Source organism: Paenibacillus sp. FSL R5-0923 (assembly GCF_038009145.1).
Taxonomy (GTDB): domain Bacteria; phylum Bacillota; class Bacilli; order Paenibacillales; family Paenibacillaceae; genus Paenibacillus_AQ.
Genome location: NZ_JBBPAT010000001.1, coordinates 286,379 through 303,760 on the forward strand (window position 1 = coordinate 286,379; position 17,382 = coordinate 303,760).

The following is a 17,382-nucleotide window of genomic DNA, read 5'->3' on the forward strand; positions in this document are numbered from 1 at the left end:
AGACCGCCGCTGTTTAATCAGCAAGATTTCTTAGAACAACGGCATAAGGGTAAGGCTTGGACTTGGTAGCCACTCCGTCCTTCTGTAGTCTGCGGCTTCTCGCAAAGGCAACAGTATGGGCGGCGATCGACGAGCGCTGTGCGAATCAGGCATTCAACATTACGAACGGCGACCTGTTTCGTTGGAATGAGTTATAGCCGAAAATCGCTCAATACTTTGGCATGGAAACAGCGCCTCCGTTGCAGAAGTCTCTAGACGTTGTCATGGCGGACAAGGAGCAGCTTTGGAAAAAAATGATAGAGAAGCATGGGCTTGCTCGGCATTCCTATAAAGACGTATCCTCTTGGCTATTCGGCGATTTCGTGTTTGCATGGGACTACGATTTTTTTGCCGACGGAACTACGGCTCGACGTTTAGGCTTTCACGAATTCGTCGATACCGAAGAAATGTTTATGAACATCTTTGACGACTTCCGCAAGCGTAAAGTCATCCCGTAAATTACCGTATAAATTAAGAATGCCTACCTTATACGTGCTCAACATTTGGTTTTGTTTTATGTGGTTTTATCTAATGTTCGTTAAAAACGCTTTGCAGCGTTTCTAATTTTACGCATAAAAATCTCCGTTCTGTCCATTCTACTTTTGATTAAAACACAAATGACCCGCAGGAAGGGACACTTTTAAAAAGTGTTCCATCTTACGGGTCACCGTTTCAGAGTTGAGGTTTTTGTACTCCTATTCTCCGACCAACCCAACACTGATTGTATTGCCTTGAACAAATACCTGGAAGAACAGTTTAGTTCAGTCCTTGTCCTTTTTAGTGTAATTCAACATGATCGTTTTTGGCTCTGGATTATCCATTGGGTTCTATACCTCATGCGCCTTGACTTGTTATTTCTTCGATGGTGTTTCATTTTTGTGTTCAATAATTTGTAATACTTTTGGTTCAATAGCTTTTAACTGTTGTTCATTTGAACGATTACTTTTAGTAACTTCACCATTAATTTCACCTTGAATTTGTCCATCAACCTGTGTTTTTGCAATGACATCAATCACTTGTTGTTTAGAGACATTTTTAGATGCTGCAATCTCCACAACAGATTTACCTTTTGCTAATTCTTGTTTTAATTCTTCTGGGCTAATTTTTAGTAAAGAAAACAGTTTTGCATCATTTAGATAGGCATCAGCAGAATAATCAGGCTTACCATTTCTAGAGAAAAAACCTTCTACTTTAATGTTTGAAGGTGTAGTCTCACCTCCGATCAGAGAAACACTGATTGTATTGCTCTGAACAAATACCTGATAGAACGGTGTTTTTGATCCCTTTTTGGTGTAATTCAACATAAACGTTTTTTGATCCGGGTTCTCCATTTTCTCCATAGCAAATTCGTACTCTTCGATGTTGCCATACATTTTATCAATTAGATAATCTACCTTCGACTTGATTTCCTGATCGGATAAAGTAGTGAGTGACTTCTCTTTAGGCTCCCAGTTCTCTTGAATCACGTGTTCAATCGCACCCGTAATACTGTTTGTATGAAGGGTAATCTTTTTACCGGTTCCTTCTTTTTCCTGCAGTATGATGCTTGTTTGGACACCTTGAACGCTGCTTGCATCGATTATCTCAAAAGATTTTGTTTCGGGAAATGTGCTATACAGCTTCTCAAGTGTTGCTTTGCCAACCTCATCCACCTTGACTTGTTCAGCAGTCATTGGTGTTCTAGTAAACATTTCAATCAGGGTAGGGGCCGCATATGCTGCGGTTGGAATTAAAATCGCAGCAGCAACTATTCCACCAATCAATCGTTTTTTCATGGTTATTCCGCTCCTTTTTGGTTGTAAATATTGAAAATAAGACTGTTCTATACGTTTGGAAATAACCGGGGGGCACTCCATAGTTTCTGCCTCTTTGTGCAGATGTTCACGGATTTTGCGTTCAGTTAGCATTGATCTTTTCCATCCTTTCTGGGGGGAGATTCCATAAGTTTTTTCGAAGCGCCTGAAGGCCAGCATGATACCTGGACTTGACTGTACCCAGCGGAATATCGAGCAATGTCCCGATTTCCTCAAGAGTATAGTCGTGAAAAAAGCGGAGGATGATCACCATTCGTTGTTTGTCGGTCAGTTTTTGGATTGCCTTCGATATCATTTGGTTCGTCCCATCCATCAACACAGCAGGTTGATCCCAATGAGACTCTTCCCGAGAGAAGGCACGAATGCGTTCAAAAATTCGGAATCTCCGCCAGCTCTTGACCCGAAATCTCTGCACTTGACGGATTACCAAGCCGTGTAGCCAGAAGTGGAAAGGTCGGTTCGTATCGTAGTTAGCAAGTGATGTCCACATTTGCATATAGATCTCATTCATGACATCTTCCCGATCCTGCTGATGATCCACCAGAAAGGAGACTGTCCGGTAGACGTCCTGATAGGTGGCATCATACATCGTATGAAACGCCTGTTGATCACCGTCTTTCATTTTTATGAGTAACTGGTACATGTATTCACTTTGCATTCAGAGGGCCCTCCTAAGTAAGCTGCTTACACACTATATTGTCTCTCTATCAAAAAAAAGTTCGGTTTCCTTTGTTTTTTTTTGCAAAAGGCTGATTGTCGGCGGCCATCGATCAGGAAGACTACCAGAAGTGCAACGCCCCATATGGCAGCCGTGGCCTGTCTAGTGCTTTATTTTCCAGTCTAATCACACTGATCACTGGCTGTCGTAAAGGGTTATCAAGTATTAAACATTACGTCCACTACGAGAATAAAACAAAAGCCGGATTCCTTAGAGTAGGAAAACCCGGCCTTTAAACTATTGAATAGTCCTTAGTGTATATTTTCGTTAAAATGTTGGCGGGCCCCCTGTAAGCATTGAATTAGCCAGAACGGTAGCCTTTCCCTCGTACTTTCTCTCTATATGCGAATCCCCCCAACGGCACATCAGATGTAGGAGTTCCTTTAGACTCCAGCTCTTAAATTCATTATTACGTTTCTTACCGAATGTCAGATGAAAGAGAATAACAGGTTTCCATTTCCCACCATCACCTCTAAAGTTGCCTCTACTGCAGTATTGTATATTTTTTCAGTCTTTTTCACACAACTTGCCCCTTTTCGAAATATTTCAACACAGGTCACTGGTAACTCCTGAGAATTGGAACCATTAAATAGCCCTATTAAACATTATAACTACAACCAAATATATTACGCTATTCTGCTCGTTAGTTGTTAAAACAGATGCCGTTAAGCTCGTTTTTATTGACTATTTTTTCCTGTGAGAGCTTAATGACGATGGTAAGTCTAAGATTTTATTTTCTTTCTACAGCGGATTAAAGATTACTACGGAAGTTCCATCTCCTGTACTCTCCATATCCCACTCTAACTCCATATGCTTCATTAACAGATCCACGATGGACAGCCCTAATCCTGCCCCTTTGTAATCGGATGGACTCTGGATACCTCTGCCGTGATCCGTAATCAAAATAACACGTTGCCCATTACGGGACTCCGTAGAAATCCCTACATAAAGACCACTGCTGGCATGACGTACAATATTCTGAAACAGATTATCAAGAATACGGCGGAACCAGACCTCATCCACCATCCAGAACAGCGGATCAGCCTCCAGGTCAATATCGATCTCGAAGTTCTCTTTTTCCCATACGGGGTACCAAGCAGCAGCACTTTCCCGCAACAAGCGCAAGACATCTTTACGCTCCTTCTTCAAAGTGATCCGTCCGCTGTTGAGGAGATTGTAGGATAAAAGATTCTCGATCAAGACGCTAAGATCCGCTATACGCTTATCCATTAGCTCTAAGGACTGTTGTCCTTGCGGGGTTAAGCTCTCTTTAGTCATTACATGGATGTGGCTGCGAATAACCGTTAGTGGTGTACGCAAATCATGAGATAGGTTAGATACTAGACGTTTACGCAGCTCTTCCTCTTCGATTTCCCTCTTTCGACTTTCGTCAAGCTTCGCCACCATCGTGTTAAAAGCTTCCTCCAGTCTGCCAATCTCATCCAGCTTGCCCGTCATAATAGACTTAGGCATTCTATCCGGTCCCGTAATCGTCATCGCGGTTTGCAGCTGTAGTAGCCGTTTGCGTATTTTTCTAAAGAACAGCAAAGAAACCAGTGCGAACCCTCCAAAAAGTACAAAGAGCACAAAGTAATACAAAGCCCAAGCCCCGACTCCCCCATAAGCCCCTTTGTTGAGCAGCTTGTTTGGAATTTGCATTACCATAAACCCTTTACCCGCATCCACTCGGTCTCCCATGAAGGCGACGATGGCTAAAGGATCACGTTTTGTACTTTCTTTCATAAAAAAAATAGCCTCAGCCGCCGTCCACTGCTCCGGAACTCCGCTGCCATGATCCGGATTGCCTTCATCAGGTGTGAGAATCAACTGGGTCATTCCCTGCCCATCTACCCAAAACATAGTAGCCTCAGTGTATTTCCGGCTCATTTCATGTAGCCGCTCATTTATGCCTTCTGAAGAAGCATCTTCCAATTGAAGCGCCTCTTTATGCCACATGGTCTCCAGCGCTGCAACACTCGAATACAGAGAGGTGTCTACAGTTGGAGCCCCTTTAGTCACTTCATTAACCATATTGTAGAGAACAAAAGATAACGGCAGGACCACAGGGATAAAAAGCAGTGCAGAAACAATAATAAGCAAATATCCCGATAGCAAAGAGGAGTTACGCTGCTTGCGAATGCGCCCTAACCCCCTCATGCTCTTACCCGATATCCGATCCCCCGGACAGTTTCTATAATTTCGGGATTGCCCGGATCAAGTTCTAACTTTTCGCGCAAATATCGTATATGTACCATTAAAGTTTTATCCCCTTCGAGATAGGCTTCTCCCCAGACGGCTTCATAAATCTGCTCCTTCGTCATAATCTGGCCGAGATGACGCAGCAAATAAGAAAAAATCTGAAATTGCTTACCCGTAAGCATGACTTCTTCCTGTGTCTGAGCATTTATTACTCGGTTATCCCCTTCATATACGACTAGGTGTTTAAGCGTGAGCGAATCCTGAACAGATGCCCCATTCCGCCTGAGCAGCACTTCAATTCTGGCAGCCAATTCATCCGGATGAAAAGGCTTCGTCAAATAATCATCGGCGAATTCAAGCCCCTGCAGTTTATCATCAATAGAGGTTCGCGCAGAGAGCATCAAGATCGGAAGCTTAGGGTACGCCCGCTTCAATCGTTGTCCGACAGTAAAGCCATCCAGGCCCGGAAGCATTACATCCAGAATGGCCAATTGACAAGGCGCCGCTTCCTCCGTCGCTCCCTCCCCGCTCCGCAGCCAACGCACACTATAACCACGCTCACTTAAATCCGCAGACACGACGCTGCCGATTTCATGATCATCTTCAATATATAACAGAGTAACGGTCATGTATTTTAAGTCCTCCCCTGAGAAATTACGTAAAAAGTTGAAGTCATTATAACATGTTTTAACAGGTCACTCAGGGACTTATCTTTTAAAAAAGCCCTCCTAAACCCGTGGGGGATAGGAAGGCTTTCGGAATCGATTTTAAATTGGTTTAGGGAGTCCACACGCCGTGCTCTTTATCACTGCCAACATACTCAATACGCGTTGGAGTAAGTTCAAGAATCACATAATTAGGGTCATCAGGCCCTGTAAACCATGGCTCCAGCTCTTTGTTCCACACCTTTGTGCGCAGCCCTTCATCCTTAGAAACGGTAGCGGTGGCTTCAATCTCCAGCACGTCTTTGCTTCCGCCTGACTCATATCCAAGCAGTAAAAAAGCATTCGGATTATTCGATAATTCCTCCACCTTATGAGTTTTGCGATTCGTAGCTAAATAAATCTTCAAATCCTCATGGAAAATGGCCATGTAACGTACTTTCGGCTTATTTCCTTCTTCGATCGTACCAAAGGAACCAAACTTGTTGTCATCCAATGCTCTAATAATGAGTTGCTCCAGTTGTTTGTTATCCATTACGTAAATCTCTCCCTTCAAGCATGTAAACAAAAGTTTATATATCCAAGCTCACCGTTTGGATTTATCATAACAATGGTGCTTATTATAATGTACCCTTCAGGTTCACATTGAATCCGACCTTACTCCATAAACTACTTTCAATATAAGGGGCTTACTTCGTGAAAAAACTGATCTGGATCGGCTGTCTTTCCTACTTTGTCATTGGCCTTGCTCATGTAGTGCTGGGATCTATTCTTCCCGTTCTGCTACAGCATTATGACCAAAATTATAGTGCCGGCGGGCAATTAATCTTTAGTCAATTTGCTGGTTTTCTGGCTGGTGTGCTTGTCTCTCCCCTACTCAATCGCCGTTTTGGGAAACGAGGAGGCATCATTATCGCCACCGCTCTTCTCCTGACTGCTGAGATTGCGTATGCTTTTCTACCCCCTTGGGAGTGGATGTATGTCATTGCTGTTGCGGCTGGCTTTGGTTTCGGTATGATCGAAGCCGTCATCGGCACCATCATTATCGGAGCTGTGACAGAAGGAACCGCGATTGCGATGAGCCGACTTGAAGTCCTATTTGGGATAGGAGCACTTGTAATGCCTCTTATCGCCAGTCCGCTCATTGCTAACGGAGCATGGAGATTGGCATTCCTAATTGTCGCTGGCTTCTCATTACTTTCCCTCATTCTCTGGGGAAGAGGCCATTTTGGGAATCTGCAGCGCATACTGGACGAGCGAGCACCTCGCAAAGTCTCAGCATCCGCACATTCCTCGCAGTCCAGCACACAGCTTCCGTATAAAGGGAAACAATGGATTCTGCTGGGCATCTTCATCCTTTTCTTCTTTCTTTATGTAGGTACGGAGATGAGTCTGGTCAACTTTATGCCCGCCATCTTTATCGCCAAGCTAGGGATGACAGAATCTGCGGCGGCGCTGACAGTCACTTTCTTTTGGCTAGCTATGTCTACGGGAAGATTGTTTGCTGGAGTGATTGCAGAGAAAATTTCTTACCGTGTATATATTTTAAGTAGCTGTTTACTGACCTTGTTACTGCTGGCTCTTTTTCCGTTCACAGATAATCTATTAGCTGCATTCATCGTAATTATGCTACTTGGGCTATTTATGTCCGGTATTTTCTCCATAGCTCTAGTCTTCTCCAGCAAGATGCTGCCAGGAGCCGAAGAATCAACACCCAGCATAATGATCGCTGCTGGAGGTGTCGGCGGAGCTCTGCTGCCCCTATTTATGGGCTGGTCTATGGACCATCTAAAAGTGGCACAAACTGCTGGGTTACTTGCCGGTTTTGCCGCCTTCTTGTTCTTGCTGAGCATTGCCGCATGGAGGTTCCAATCCAGGCAAGCAGTGCAAAGAAAGAGTTCCAGTATTTAGAATGTTAATATGGTATCAACCTAATCCTTTTAGGGTAATGTCATCTATAAGCATATTCTGAGCACAAGGATGGACGATGAATGGATAAGCTTTCAACTGAGCCTTTATTACATACTGCGCTTATGCAGTTTATTTTTCCCTTTTCAATAAAAAAGGGCGATTCTAAGAAGCTTATCCAACAATTGCAGGATGATGGCTTCACACGTTTTTTTCTGGATAATAAAGAGTTAGAAAATGCCTATTACGGAGAAGGTCACTGTGTTTCCCATGAACGGATGGAGCGCACCTATTTACCGTTTTCTGCACATATTCTTTTTCCACACAAGAAGGATGTAGACTCTTTCCGCCGCTTTTCCAGAGTCAATAATCTGGACTGTATTCTAGAGATTCCTCAGCAGTCTATATTTTTTAAAATTCTTTCGACGGATATATTCATATGTCCTTTTCAGCTTGGATTTGTGACGATACGTGTCCAGCTTGAGGGGGATTCGATTCCCTTTAGTATTGCACTGGAATTCGCGGACCGCTTCCGGACGCTTGAGAATACCTTCGTACAGGATGACTACACCTATATCCATTGCGGGGAACAGACCTATGAGATGGTAGAGGATTTTGTCTTCCGAAATCTGGTGGATGGACTGGAGCCTTTTCTGGATCACTCGGATATCAATGGGGCTTATTTCGAGACCCTTCCCTTTTTCGTAGATGAAAGAATGCAGGTGCAAGCCTTTTATGGCTTTCAAAGTGAAGGAGATTCTGATGAGATTAGTATAAATATGCGCTATCGCGCCTCTCAGCTTGATGGAATTGATCTGAACGGGAAGCCCTATGCCAGTGCCAGCGATCCAGCGTATATTGCGAACTACTGTCATGAGCATTCCTATAATCGATGGGGCCCAGACTCGTATTATATGATGAATGAGCAGACCTTTTGCTGTCTAACCCGAGCTGAACCAAAGATCGCCGTTAGCCTCGCCAACCAGATGTACGGGCAATATTATTACGGATTTCTACTCAATATTTTCCACAAAATCGTTCTGCTAAAGCTGGCAAATATGCATTCCCGACTACGCATAAACCACGATTATGATGAGATCGATAATTTAATCTACTCGATTAATAAATTCTCGGCAAAGTTCTATTTCTTGGAGCTGATTTCACAGTCGCAAGGACGGGAGATTTTTCTTCAGTTGCGTAAAGTATACGGGAACGACGCTCTGTTCGAGGAAGTAAAAGAAACCTTGACTGACCTTTTTCAGTATCAAGATAAGTTCCAGTCGAAGCGCCGGGATAATCTGCTGATGATCCTCACTGTATTTACGGTGGTAAGTGGGATTTATGGCATGAATCAAGTCATTGACGATCTGGATGGAAAGATTCAATGGAGTAAGATGGTTAGCTATTCCCCCTTTGAGTTTCTTGCTCTTTTCGTGATTATGAGCGGGATAATGATCAGTGTTGTCCTTACGCTAGGTGCTCTGGTTACTGAGCTTAAGCGGCGTCATCGCAAGAAACATAAAGATCTGGATTAATGAAAACGGACGGAGAGATTTGAAAAATTTAGAAGCGTGCTACTAGACATTCCGAGAACAGCCGTCTATAATACACCGTATGCAAGCATAAACGCCTTCAGCGTCCTTATAAAGACGATTAGCGTTTAAGCGAGAAATACCCGTTAACTTCATAGAACCAGGGGTGCTGGAATTGGCCGGCTGAGATTGTATCCCACAAGATACTGACCCTTATACCTGATCTGGATAATGCCAGCGTAGGAATCGCCAATTGGTTTTGGTCCCTGTGACCTTTACTAACCTTGCGCCAAGCCAGCGTCCCGATCACTCGGGGCGCTTTTTTTGTGTAGATCACAAAAGATGTAGAAGAAATGTACATACTACACTTTATGGTTCATGTTGGATGACGGGATCTGGCAACCTTAAAGGAGAGAAGAAGACATGCAAGTCAAAAAAGTACTTATGCTTGGCCTCACCTGTATGCTCATTCTTGCGATTGCCGGATGCGGCAGCAACAATGGGAATACAGCCGGAAACAAAGGAAATGCTGCGGAATCGAATGCAGCGACCGGATCAAATGCTCCAAAAGAGCTTACCAAAGTTAAGGTTGCACTGGATTGGACACCGAATACGAACCACACCGGTCTATACGTAGCCAAGGATCTTGGTTATTACGCGGAAGAAGGTCTGGATGTAGAAATCGTTCAACCTGGCGCAGCGGGTTCTGATACTATGGTTACCTCTGGCGAAGCTGCTTTTGGAATCAGCGCTCAGGAAGGATTGACTCTAGCTCGTCTACAAGGCGTTCCCCTTGTCTCGATTGCAGCCATTATTCAGCATAATACTTCGGGATTCGCCGCTCCAGTGGATCGCAAGATTAAATCACCAAAAGATTTTGAGGGTAAAACTTACGGAGGTTGGGGCTCTCCCGCTGAGGAAGCAGCCATGAAGGCGATCATGGACCCTGTTGGTGGCGATGTGAAAAAGGTGAAGCTAATCAGTATTGGTGAAGCTGACTATTTTACTGCAGTCAAACGTGACATTGATTTCGCTTGGATCTTCTACGCTTGGACCGGTATTGAAGCCGAACTGCGTGGTGAGCCTCTGGATATGCTCTACTTGAAGGATTATGCGCCTCAGCTCGATTATTACACCCCTGTGCTGACCACGAGTGAGAAGCAGATTTCTGAGAATCCAGATTTGGTGAAGGCTTTCCTGAAAGCCACATCGAAGGGTTATCAATATGCGATTGATCATCCAGAAGAGGCTGCCGCTACATTATCCAAGGCTGTGCCTGACCTTGATGCCGAGCTTGTCCTAGCTAGCCAAAAATGGCTTAGCCCGAAATATAAGGACGACGCCCCACGCTGGGGAGAGCAAAAAACCGAGGTCTGGCAGAATTACGGCGACTGGATGTATGATTTGAAGCTGCTGGACAAACCGCTGGATGCAGCTAGTGCATTCACGAATGATTTTTTACCGGCGGAGTAAACCGGACTTCCCAAGTTCGTTCAAGATTCGACGCCGAATCTGCTTCCTGAATTACTTCGTTATCAAAGTTGACTTTTTAACTTACCTATTTCAATGAGAGTTCAAAAAGTCAGCTTTCAGAACCAAGAAGGTTGAACGTTACTTGAGGAAGGAGGAACGGAGCGTAGTGATTTGCTACGTGAGTACCGGACTTCCCAAGTTCGTTCAAGATTCGACGCCGAATCTACTTCCTGAAAACACTTCGTTATCAAAGTTGACTTTTTAACTTACATTATAAAATGAGAGGATTGATTATTGTGGCTAATACATTATTAAGCATTCAAGTAATTCCTAAGACTCCAAACAATGAGGACTCCATCCCATACGTAGATAAAGCGATTGAAGTTATTCAAAAATCCGGCGTTAAACATCAGGTGAATCCACTGGAAACTACTATGGAAGGTGAACTGAGCGAGCTCCTGGAGGTTGTACGTCAAATGCAGGAGGCGCTGATCGAAGCAGGTAGTCCAAGCGTGATCTCCCAAATCAAAATCGCTCATAATCCTAACGGAATCAGCATGGATAAATTGACGGAGAAATATCGGCCGTGAGATCGACCTGGAAGCTAATATGGCCGCCCCTTGTGGCGGTCGTCTTCTTTTTAACCGTATGGCAGTTATCTGTTTCTCTATTCCATATCGAATCCTGGATTCTGCCGAGTCCTGCTGATATTGCTCGCGAATCCACCAGTAATGCCTCAGGTCTCTGGGCTCATACGATGGCTACGCTCCGACTCACATTAATCGGTTTTCCTATTGGTACAGGTGTAGGCTTGATCGTCGCTCTACTTTTGCATCTTTTACCTTGGGCTAGACGGGCTTTTTATCCACTCATTATTCTGAGTCAAAATGTTCCCTCTATCGCACTCGGACCACTGCTTATCATCTGGTTTGGCTTCGGTCTTTTGCCCAAAATCGTGCTGATTACACTGGTATGCTTCTTCCCGGTAGCTGTCGCTGCAATGGGCGGCTTGTCTCAAAGTGATCAGGTCATGATGAATTATATGAAAATGGCTGGCGCAAGCAAGTGGCAAATCTTCACCAAGCTGGAGCTTCCGTCTTCTATCCCGGCACTATTTTCCGGTGTGAAAATATCTGCTACTTATGCGGTTATGGGAGCCGTGGTCGCTGAGTGGATTGGCGCGGATAAAGGGATTGGCTATTATATGCTGCTGCAAAAATCGGCTTACCGTACGGATCGGATGTTTGTCGCTATTGTTATTATTGTGCTCCTTAGTCTTGTGCTTTTTGCGATTATCGCCTTGCTCGAAAAATGGTTAGTTCGCTGGAAACCGCGCCGTAACTCATAGAAAGGAAGATGCCTGTATGTCTCAAGCGACGCAAATAGAGCAAAGAACAACTGAAAACATAAGCTCTCCTGAAGCTCATACTGCACCACCTGCTCTTGAAGTAAGCGGCATCTCCAAGTCCTTCACCCATCGTCGCCGCGAGACGAACGTGCTTAACAACGTCTCTCTTAAGGTAGAGCAGCAAGAGTTCGTTTCGATCGTCGGTCCTTCCGGCTGCGGAAAAAGCACCTTATTCCATATGATCGGCGGACTAGTGAAGCCCGATGCAGGAACGATCCGCATGAACGGCAGAGCCGTTACGGGTCAACGTGGTGAAATCAGTTATATGCCGCAGCAGCCTGCGCTTTTTCCTTGGCGAACGATTGAAGATAATGTACTTCTAGCCGGGGAAATTAAAGGCGCTCTGCAGGATGGAGCTCGTGAAGAAGCGCGCCAGTGGCTCGCCAAGGTTGGCTTGAATGGATTCGAACAGGCTTATCCGCATATGCTGTCTGGTGGGATGCAGCAGCGTGCTGCTTTTCTCAGAGCATTGCTGGCTCCGCAAGAGTTGATGCTGCTCGATGAACCTTTCAGCGCATTGGATGCACTAACTCGCAGTGAAATGCAGCGCTGGCTGCTGGAGCTGTGGGAGGAGAATCGCCGCTCCGTGCTATTCATTACCCATAACATCGAAGAAGCGTTGCTGCTCTCGAATCGTATTTATGTATTCTCGGGTCGCCCCGGCTCCATCCTACATACTGTTGATGTGCCATTTCCACGGCCACGCCGCGATGAGATTACGGATTCCCCGGAATTCCTTAAACTCAAACGCCAGCTGTCACAGTGGATGCGAGAAGAACAAGCTAAAAGCGAGAAGTAGCTTTTTGAATAGAGGTCACTCCACTCACTTTAAACGAGAGATTAAACAAAGAACCGCCCGGGCTTCAATTAGCCCAAGCGGTTCTTTTGTTTTAACCAGAATAGCAGTTAAATCTTATTGTGCTTGTACAAACTCAGCAGATTTAATCCCTGCTTGACGGCCGAAAATAATGATTTCAGCTACAGAGTTACCACCGATCCGGTTTTGACCGTGCAATCCACCTGTAACTTCACCAGCCGCATACAGGCCAGGAATAGCAGCGCCGTCTTTATTTAATACTTCTGTGTTCGTATTGATCTTCACACCGCCCATGGTGTAATGAATCCCTGGGGCGATCTTAATAGCGTAGTAAGGACCCGCGGATAAATCGTTGTCCATCCCTGTTGTTCTGCCGAATTCAGCATCGTTCTTGTTCTTTACCGCGCTGTTCCAAGTATCAAGTGTCGCTTTTAGCTTATCGGCTGGAACACCGATTTCTTTCGCCAATGCTTCGATGGTATCCGCTTGGATCACGAAGCCCATTTTGTCATATTGTTCAATTGCTTTCACGCGTGATTTGACGCCGGAATCAAAGACAAGCGTTGCCGCTTTTTCAGGAAGTGCATTGATCGCTTCGGTAACTTTATCACGTGTAGTCAATTCGTTTACGAACCGTGTGCCTTCGCTATTCACGAGGATAGAACCTTCGCCGCGTACAGCTTCCCCGATCAGATAAGATTTTTCTTGTTGAACTGTTGGGTGAACCTGGATTTGATCCATATCAACGGTGGTTCCGCCAAGTGCCTCAATCATCTTGATGCCGTCGCCGGTACTGCCGATTTGGTTAGTCGTTACGTATCCTTCCAGATCAGGTCTAACTTTTGATATCATATCCATGTTGGATCCAAAACCACCTGTTGTTACAACAACTGCCTTCGCTGTAATGGTTTTTTCATCAGCTTGGTTAAAGAGTACTTTGACGCCGTTAGCCTTACCGTCTTTTTGAGTAATTTCTTTAACATCCGCGTTCACAAACAGTGGAATTTCTTTTTCTTGTACGTTTCTAACCAATCCTTTGACAAGGTATTGGCCTACCGCAGAGCCGTCTTCTGGACGGTGGGTGCGTTTTTCGCTCATGCCGCCTGTGATCGTAATATTGTTCAGCTTGATTCCGATCGAATCCAACCAATCGATTGCACTTGCGGAATTGTCAACGAAGAAACGAAGCATCTCTTTATCGTTCGTGTCATGGCCGCCCTTTAGTGTCTCTTCATAAAACTTATCATTGCTATCTTCAATGCTTTGCTCTTTTTGAAATTTCGTTTGGGAAGCGTTCATTCCTGAGGAGGATTTACTTGTATTCCCACCTGCAACCGGCATTTTTTCTAAAATAACAGGGTTCAAGCCTTTGGCCTTAGCTTCCAGTGCAGCAGACATTCCTGCACCACCAGCACCAACAATAACGATATCATAATTATCTTTTAATTGATCCAGTGGTGTGTAACTAGCTTCTGATGCACCTGATACGGCTTCAGCTTTATCATTTTTGGCCGTCTCATTTACCTTACTTTTGTTCTCGTTGCCATTACTATTACCTGCGCTGTTGCTATTACTGTTACCGCAGCCTGCGATTACGAGCATGACAGAGAGAATGAGAATGAGAGCAGTACTTGTTGTCTTCTTCATCTTTATAACGCCCCTTTGTGAATGTTTTCACATTAATGATAACGCAAAGATGCTGTTTTGGGAAGTTTTTTATGTAATTAGTTATGGTTACTGTTACATTTCCATGAATATTTTCATTTAAATTTTCATAAAAATTCTTAATTTCAATATTTCCTCAGCTTACTACTCAAAAAAAGCCACCCTTTCCAGGGCGGCCATCTGCCTTATTTCCTAATCATAGCTCGATACACGAATTTAGGAAGAACTGCTTGCCTGCGCCAGCGCGACTTTTGTCCTTTGGCCACAGGTGCGAATAAGAGTCGATGCAGCCACTCCAAATTGAGCTTCTTCCATATCGCAGGGGCTGGAGTCACTTTTCCCGCTATAACATCCAAGCTTCCCCCCACGCCAAACACAACCTTAACCTGAGAAAGCGCCTGTTTATGCTTATAAACCCACTTGTCAGAGTATGGAGCCCCCATCGCGACAATCAGGAAATCTGGCTGTGCGTGCTGAATCTCTGCCACAATGGCCGGTTCCTCTTCTTTAGCAAGAAAACCATTATGTCTTCCGGCAATTTTCACATTCGGATATAGCTCTGTAATCTTTTCGACCGCTTTACAGCTGGTATGCTCATCCGTGCCTAAGAAATAAAAGCTCCAGCCCAGCTTATTCCCTTGTGCGAGCAGCTCAAGAAGTAGTTCATACCCCGTAACTCGTTCAGCTATAGGGTCACCTTTTCTTCTCGATGCCAGCACAATGCCAATCCCATCAGGAGTAATCAAATCTGCCTCATGGAGTATGGTTCGAAGCAGCTCATCCGATTGGCTTGTTATCGTAATTTCCGGGTTCGCCGTAATCAAATGAAATAGCTTCGGTTCTCCGGATTGAATATGTTTTGTTAGATGAAGTGTTGTCTCGTTTAGTGTTAGTTTTGAAAAAGGAACGCCTAATATAGAGACTGTCCCAGCCATTTAATCACCTCTTACTGAAAAGTTCATTCCAGTATACCTTACCGTAATCAAGAAGGATAGTCAGCGTCATTACTCCGTTTATTCATCCAAAAACTTCCACCACTCTATTAACCAAGGTTCATCGATCCCCCGCAGGCGGAATTCCTCCAAAAGTATCTTTCGAAATTGTTTTTCCATTTTGACAAAATTATTGTCCTCCTGGTACATGGGAGCAAAGGATTCATCCTCTCTAAGATAACTCCAAAAATCGCCTGCACACTCCAAAATCTTTCGACCTGCGACCGTTTGCTGCGCTACGGGAACAAGCCATTTGTCATAGGGATACGGATAACCTTCAATAGTGATTGCACAGCGTAAAGCCTCTTTATAAAGGGAAACCGCTAAGAACAAGATTGGAAAGGCGTCGCCACGAACTACAGGATTATCTAGACTTCTGGCATAGCTTCTTAGCTGTATGTATGAATTCTTACGAATTTTCATTAGTACTTCAGGTTGGAGTGGAACATAGGAATGGAAAAGTGACTTCAGATCCAGCAGATCGTAGTAAATATAGGACACTGATGCATTCCACAGCCATTCCATATCCCCGCTCATTAAAGCTTCTTTGATATCAGATATTTTATGGAGTGTATAATGCCCTGTCTTCCCACTCGGAAGCCTTAAATCCATAAAAAAACTACTGTGCTCCGGAATCAGCCCTTTTTCCTCGAACCGATGATTAATACTGTTATAAGACTCATCCTCACAAATAATGATTATATCTACATCCGACTGCCCATCTACCACCCCGAGTGCGGTCGATCCATCTAGGATAATGCTTACCCTCTGACGATCTTCTTGCAATAACGGATGATTCAGGATCTCTTGCGTAATGAACTTTCCAATCTCCTCTAGTAATTCGCGATGAAGTAGCAACTTATCAGGTGTTAGTAAAATATCCGACAATACTGATTTCATCATCATATCCATTAGCCTCCAATCGATCTCAACCCCACTATTAATATAGCGCTTACATTTAATCTCAAATGTAGATTCGGGAATATTATTCTACACTCCGAAGATACATCTTGCAACGATATATGTAGTACCCTTTTGCCTAAGCCTAAATATAATGAAGTATCTATTTACTTGAAAAGGGGTATAAGCATGGCGCAGCCAAAAGTGATTGCTACAGTCCGCTCTGCCGGACCGATCGGAGATATCGAAGTAAATGTCAGCACAAATAGGGTATACTTTGTTAACCCAGACACTGAGGCTGGAACTATCGGGGTACTCGATGGCATAACGAATCGAATTATCGCACGCATCAATGTTGGAAGACTGCCAACACAGCTTGGGATTAACCCCCAAACTAACCGAATCTATGTAACAAATTTTCGTGACGATACGGTTTCTGTTATTAACGGGCGGACAAACCAGGCGATAAAGACTGTGAAAGTGGGCCGCATGCCTGATAATATCGGAGTAAATGTTCGAAAAAATTTGATTTATGTAACTAGCATAGCAGGAATTATATTCGTCATCGATGGGAAAACAAACCAGATCAAAACGAAGATTGAAGTCGGCGGTCGCCCTTCCAGAATCGTTATTAATGAGCTTACAAATCGTATATATGTGACCAATACAATAAAAAATTCCGTCTCCGTCATTAATGGAAATACACAGGCTATCATTGCCACCATAAAAGTCGGTAATAACCCTGTGATACCACCCGCACTTAATGTAATCACAGGCCGCATTTATGTCGCTAATAACTTAAGTCGGTTTCTCTCGGTAATCAACGGCCGCAACAATAAATTGCTGCAAAATGTACAGCTGGGGCGTCTGCAAAGTGAGGTCGTTATCAATCCGCTGACAAACCGTATCTATGTCTCAAGTGCACAAGTTGAAGGTAAAGGAAAGCTATTCGTCATCAATGGAAGTAACAACAAAATCATCACTACAAAGGTTCTGCCTACCTCCTCCAACATAACCATTAATCCGAATACAAATCATTTGTTTGTTGGTAATTTCGATAAGAACCACATGTCCGTTTATAACGCCACCACGTTTAAAAGGCTCGTAAGATTCCCTTTAGTGTCAGGCAGTACTGTGCTAAACCCAGTCACCAATAGAGTTTATGTTGGAGGAAATGATTCCATCACAGTCATTCAGGATGTATCAGAACTTATATTTTAAAAAGGCGCCCACCATTAGGTGGGCGCCTTTCTAT

General features: G+C 44.2%; 17 protein-coding genes and 1 riboswitch. Of the genes, 9 read left to right on the forward strand and 8 right to left on the reverse strand.

The genetic code is table 11. From position 1 onward, the window contains the following. The first annotated feature begins 56 nt into the window (after positions 1–56). Positions 57–197 carry a hypothetical protein gene (locus tag MKX35_RS31805; protein ID WP_256716357.1) on the forward strand — a complete coding sequence of 47 codons (141 nt, stop codon included), beginning with the start codon at positions 57–59 and terminating at the stop codon, positions 195–197. Between the two features lie 24 nt (positions 198–221). Next, on the forward strand, positions 222–497 hold the full coding sequence (locus tag MKX35_RS31810) for a hypothetical protein (RefSeq protein ID WP_076300099.1): 276 nt from the start codon (positions 222–224) through the stop codon (positions 495–497). 393 nt (positions 498–890) lie between these two features. Here MKX35_RS31810 and MKX35_RS01285 read toward each other — a convergent pair whose 3' ends face one another. The 5 genes from MKX35_RS01285 to MKX35_RS01310 all read right to left on the reverse strand — a co-directional run bounded on the left by MKX35_RS01285 (position 891) and on the right by MKX35_RS01310 (position 5,967). Next, a complete protein-coding gene (locus tag MKX35_RS01285; RefSeq protein WP_179086719.1) occupies positions 891–1,946 on the reverse strand; it encodes a hypothetical protein in 1,056 nt (351 codons plus the stop codon). Beyond that, on the reverse strand, positions 1,936–2,511 hold the full coding sequence (locus MKX35_RS01290; protein WP_076300098.1) for a sigma-70 family RNA polymerase sigma factor: 576 nt from the start codon (positions 2,509–2,511) through the stop codon (positions 1,936–1,938). Before MKX35_RS01290 ends, MKX35_RS01285 begins: the two co-directional genes overlap by 11 nt. 801 nt (positions 2,512–3,312) lie before the next feature. Beyond that, entirely contained in the window at positions 3,313–4,728 is a 1,416-nt protein-coding gene (locus MKX35_RS01300) for a HAMP domain-containing sensor histidine kinase (protein ID WP_076300097.1), read from the reverse strand. Continuing rightward, on the reverse strand, positions 4,725–5,399 hold the full coding sequence (locus MKX35_RS01305; RefSeq protein ID WP_076285173.1) for a response regulator transcription factor: 675 nt from the start codon (positions 5,397–5,399) through the stop codon (positions 4,725–4,727). Before MKX35_RS01305 ends, MKX35_RS01300 begins: the two co-directional genes overlap by 4 nt. Before the next feature lie 148 nt (positions 5,400–5,547). After that, positions 5,548–5,967 carry a pyridoxamine 5'-phosphate oxidase family protein gene (locus tag MKX35_RS01310; protein ID WP_076300096.1) on the reverse strand — a complete coding sequence of 140 codons (420 nt, stop codon included), beginning with the start codon at positions 5,965–5,967 and terminating at the stop codon, positions 5,548–5,550. A gap of 161 nt (positions 5,968–6,128) precedes the next feature. Between MKX35_RS01310 and MKX35_RS01315 the strand changes: the two genes are divergently transcribed. From MKX35_RS01315 to MKX35_RS01340, 6 genes are all read left to right on the forward strand, one after another. After that, positions 6,129–7,343 carry an MFS transporter gene (locus MKX35_RS01315; RefSeq protein ID WP_076300095.1) on the forward strand — a complete coding sequence of 405 codons (1,215 nt, stop codon included), beginning with the start codon at positions 6,129–6,131 and terminating at the stop codon, positions 7,341–7,343. 80 nt (positions 7,344–7,423) lie between these two features. Beyond that, positions 7,424–8,875: a hypothetical protein gene (locus MKX35_RS01320; protein ID WP_076300094.1), complete on the forward strand. Its 1,452-nt coding sequence runs from the start codon at positions 7,424–7,426 to the stop codon at positions 8,873–8,875. Positions 8,876–9,024: 149 nt separating this feature from the next. Then, positions 9,025–9,135, forward strand: a riboswitch (TPP riboswitch). Between the two features lie 160 nt (positions 9,136–9,295). Then, a complete protein-coding gene (locus tag MKX35_RS01325; protein WP_076300093.1) occupies positions 9,296–10,345 on the forward strand; it encodes an ABC transporter substrate-binding protein in 1,050 nt (349 codons plus the stop codon). A 296-nt stretch (positions 10,346–10,641) separates the two neighbouring features. Further along, entirely contained in the window at positions 10,642–10,935 is a 294-nt protein-coding gene (locus MKX35_RS01330) for a thiamine-binding protein (protein WP_036682688.1), read from the forward strand. Beyond that, positions 10,932–11,693: an ABC transporter permease gene (locus MKX35_RS01335; protein WP_076300092.1), complete on the forward strand. Its 762-nt coding sequence runs from the start codon at positions 10,932–10,934 to the stop codon at positions 11,691–11,693. Before MKX35_RS01330 ends, MKX35_RS01335 begins: the two co-directional genes overlap by 4 nt. A gap of 16 nt (positions 11,694–11,709) precedes the next feature. Next, positions 11,710–12,552 carry an ABC transporter ATP-binding protein gene (locus MKX35_RS01340; protein ID WP_081382967.1) on the forward strand — a complete coding sequence of 281 codons (843 nt, stop codon included), beginning with the start codon at positions 11,710–11,712 and terminating at the stop codon, positions 12,550–12,552. A 114-nt stretch (positions 12,553–12,666) separates the two neighbouring features. Here MKX35_RS01340 and MKX35_RS01345 read toward each other — a convergent pair whose 3' ends face one another. From MKX35_RS01345 to MKX35_RS01355, 3 genes are all read right to left on the reverse strand, one after another. Next, the gene (locus MKX35_RS01345; protein WP_076285167.1) at positions 12,667–14,217 is read right to left on the reverse strand and encodes a flavocytochrome c; all 1,551 of its coding nucleotides are present in this window, start codon (positions 14,215–14,217) and stop codon (positions 12,667–12,669) included. Between the two features lie 203 nt (positions 14,218–14,420). Next, positions 14,421–15,170, reverse strand: coding sequence for a WecB/TagA/CpsF family glycosyltransferase (locus MKX35_RS01350; RefSeq protein ID WP_076285166.1), 750 nt, complete (start codon positions 15,168–15,170; stop codon positions 14,421–14,423). Between the two features lie 78 nt (positions 15,171–15,248). Then, positions 15,249–16,133: a nucleotidyltransferase domain-containing protein gene (locus tag MKX35_RS01355; protein WP_076300091.1), complete on the reverse strand. Its 885-nt coding sequence runs from the start codon at positions 16,131–16,133 to the stop codon at positions 15,249–15,251. A 183-nt stretch (positions 16,134–16,316) separates the two neighbouring features. On the opposite strand from MKX35_RS01355, the gene MKX35_RS01360 reads away from it, so the two are divergent. Continuing rightward, positions 16,317–17,348, forward strand: a complete 1,032-nt coding sequence (locus tag MKX35_RS01360; protein WP_076300090.1) for a YncE family protein — start codon at positions 16,317–16,319, stop codon at positions 17,346–17,348. Positions 17,349–17,382 lie beyond the last annotated feature (34 nt).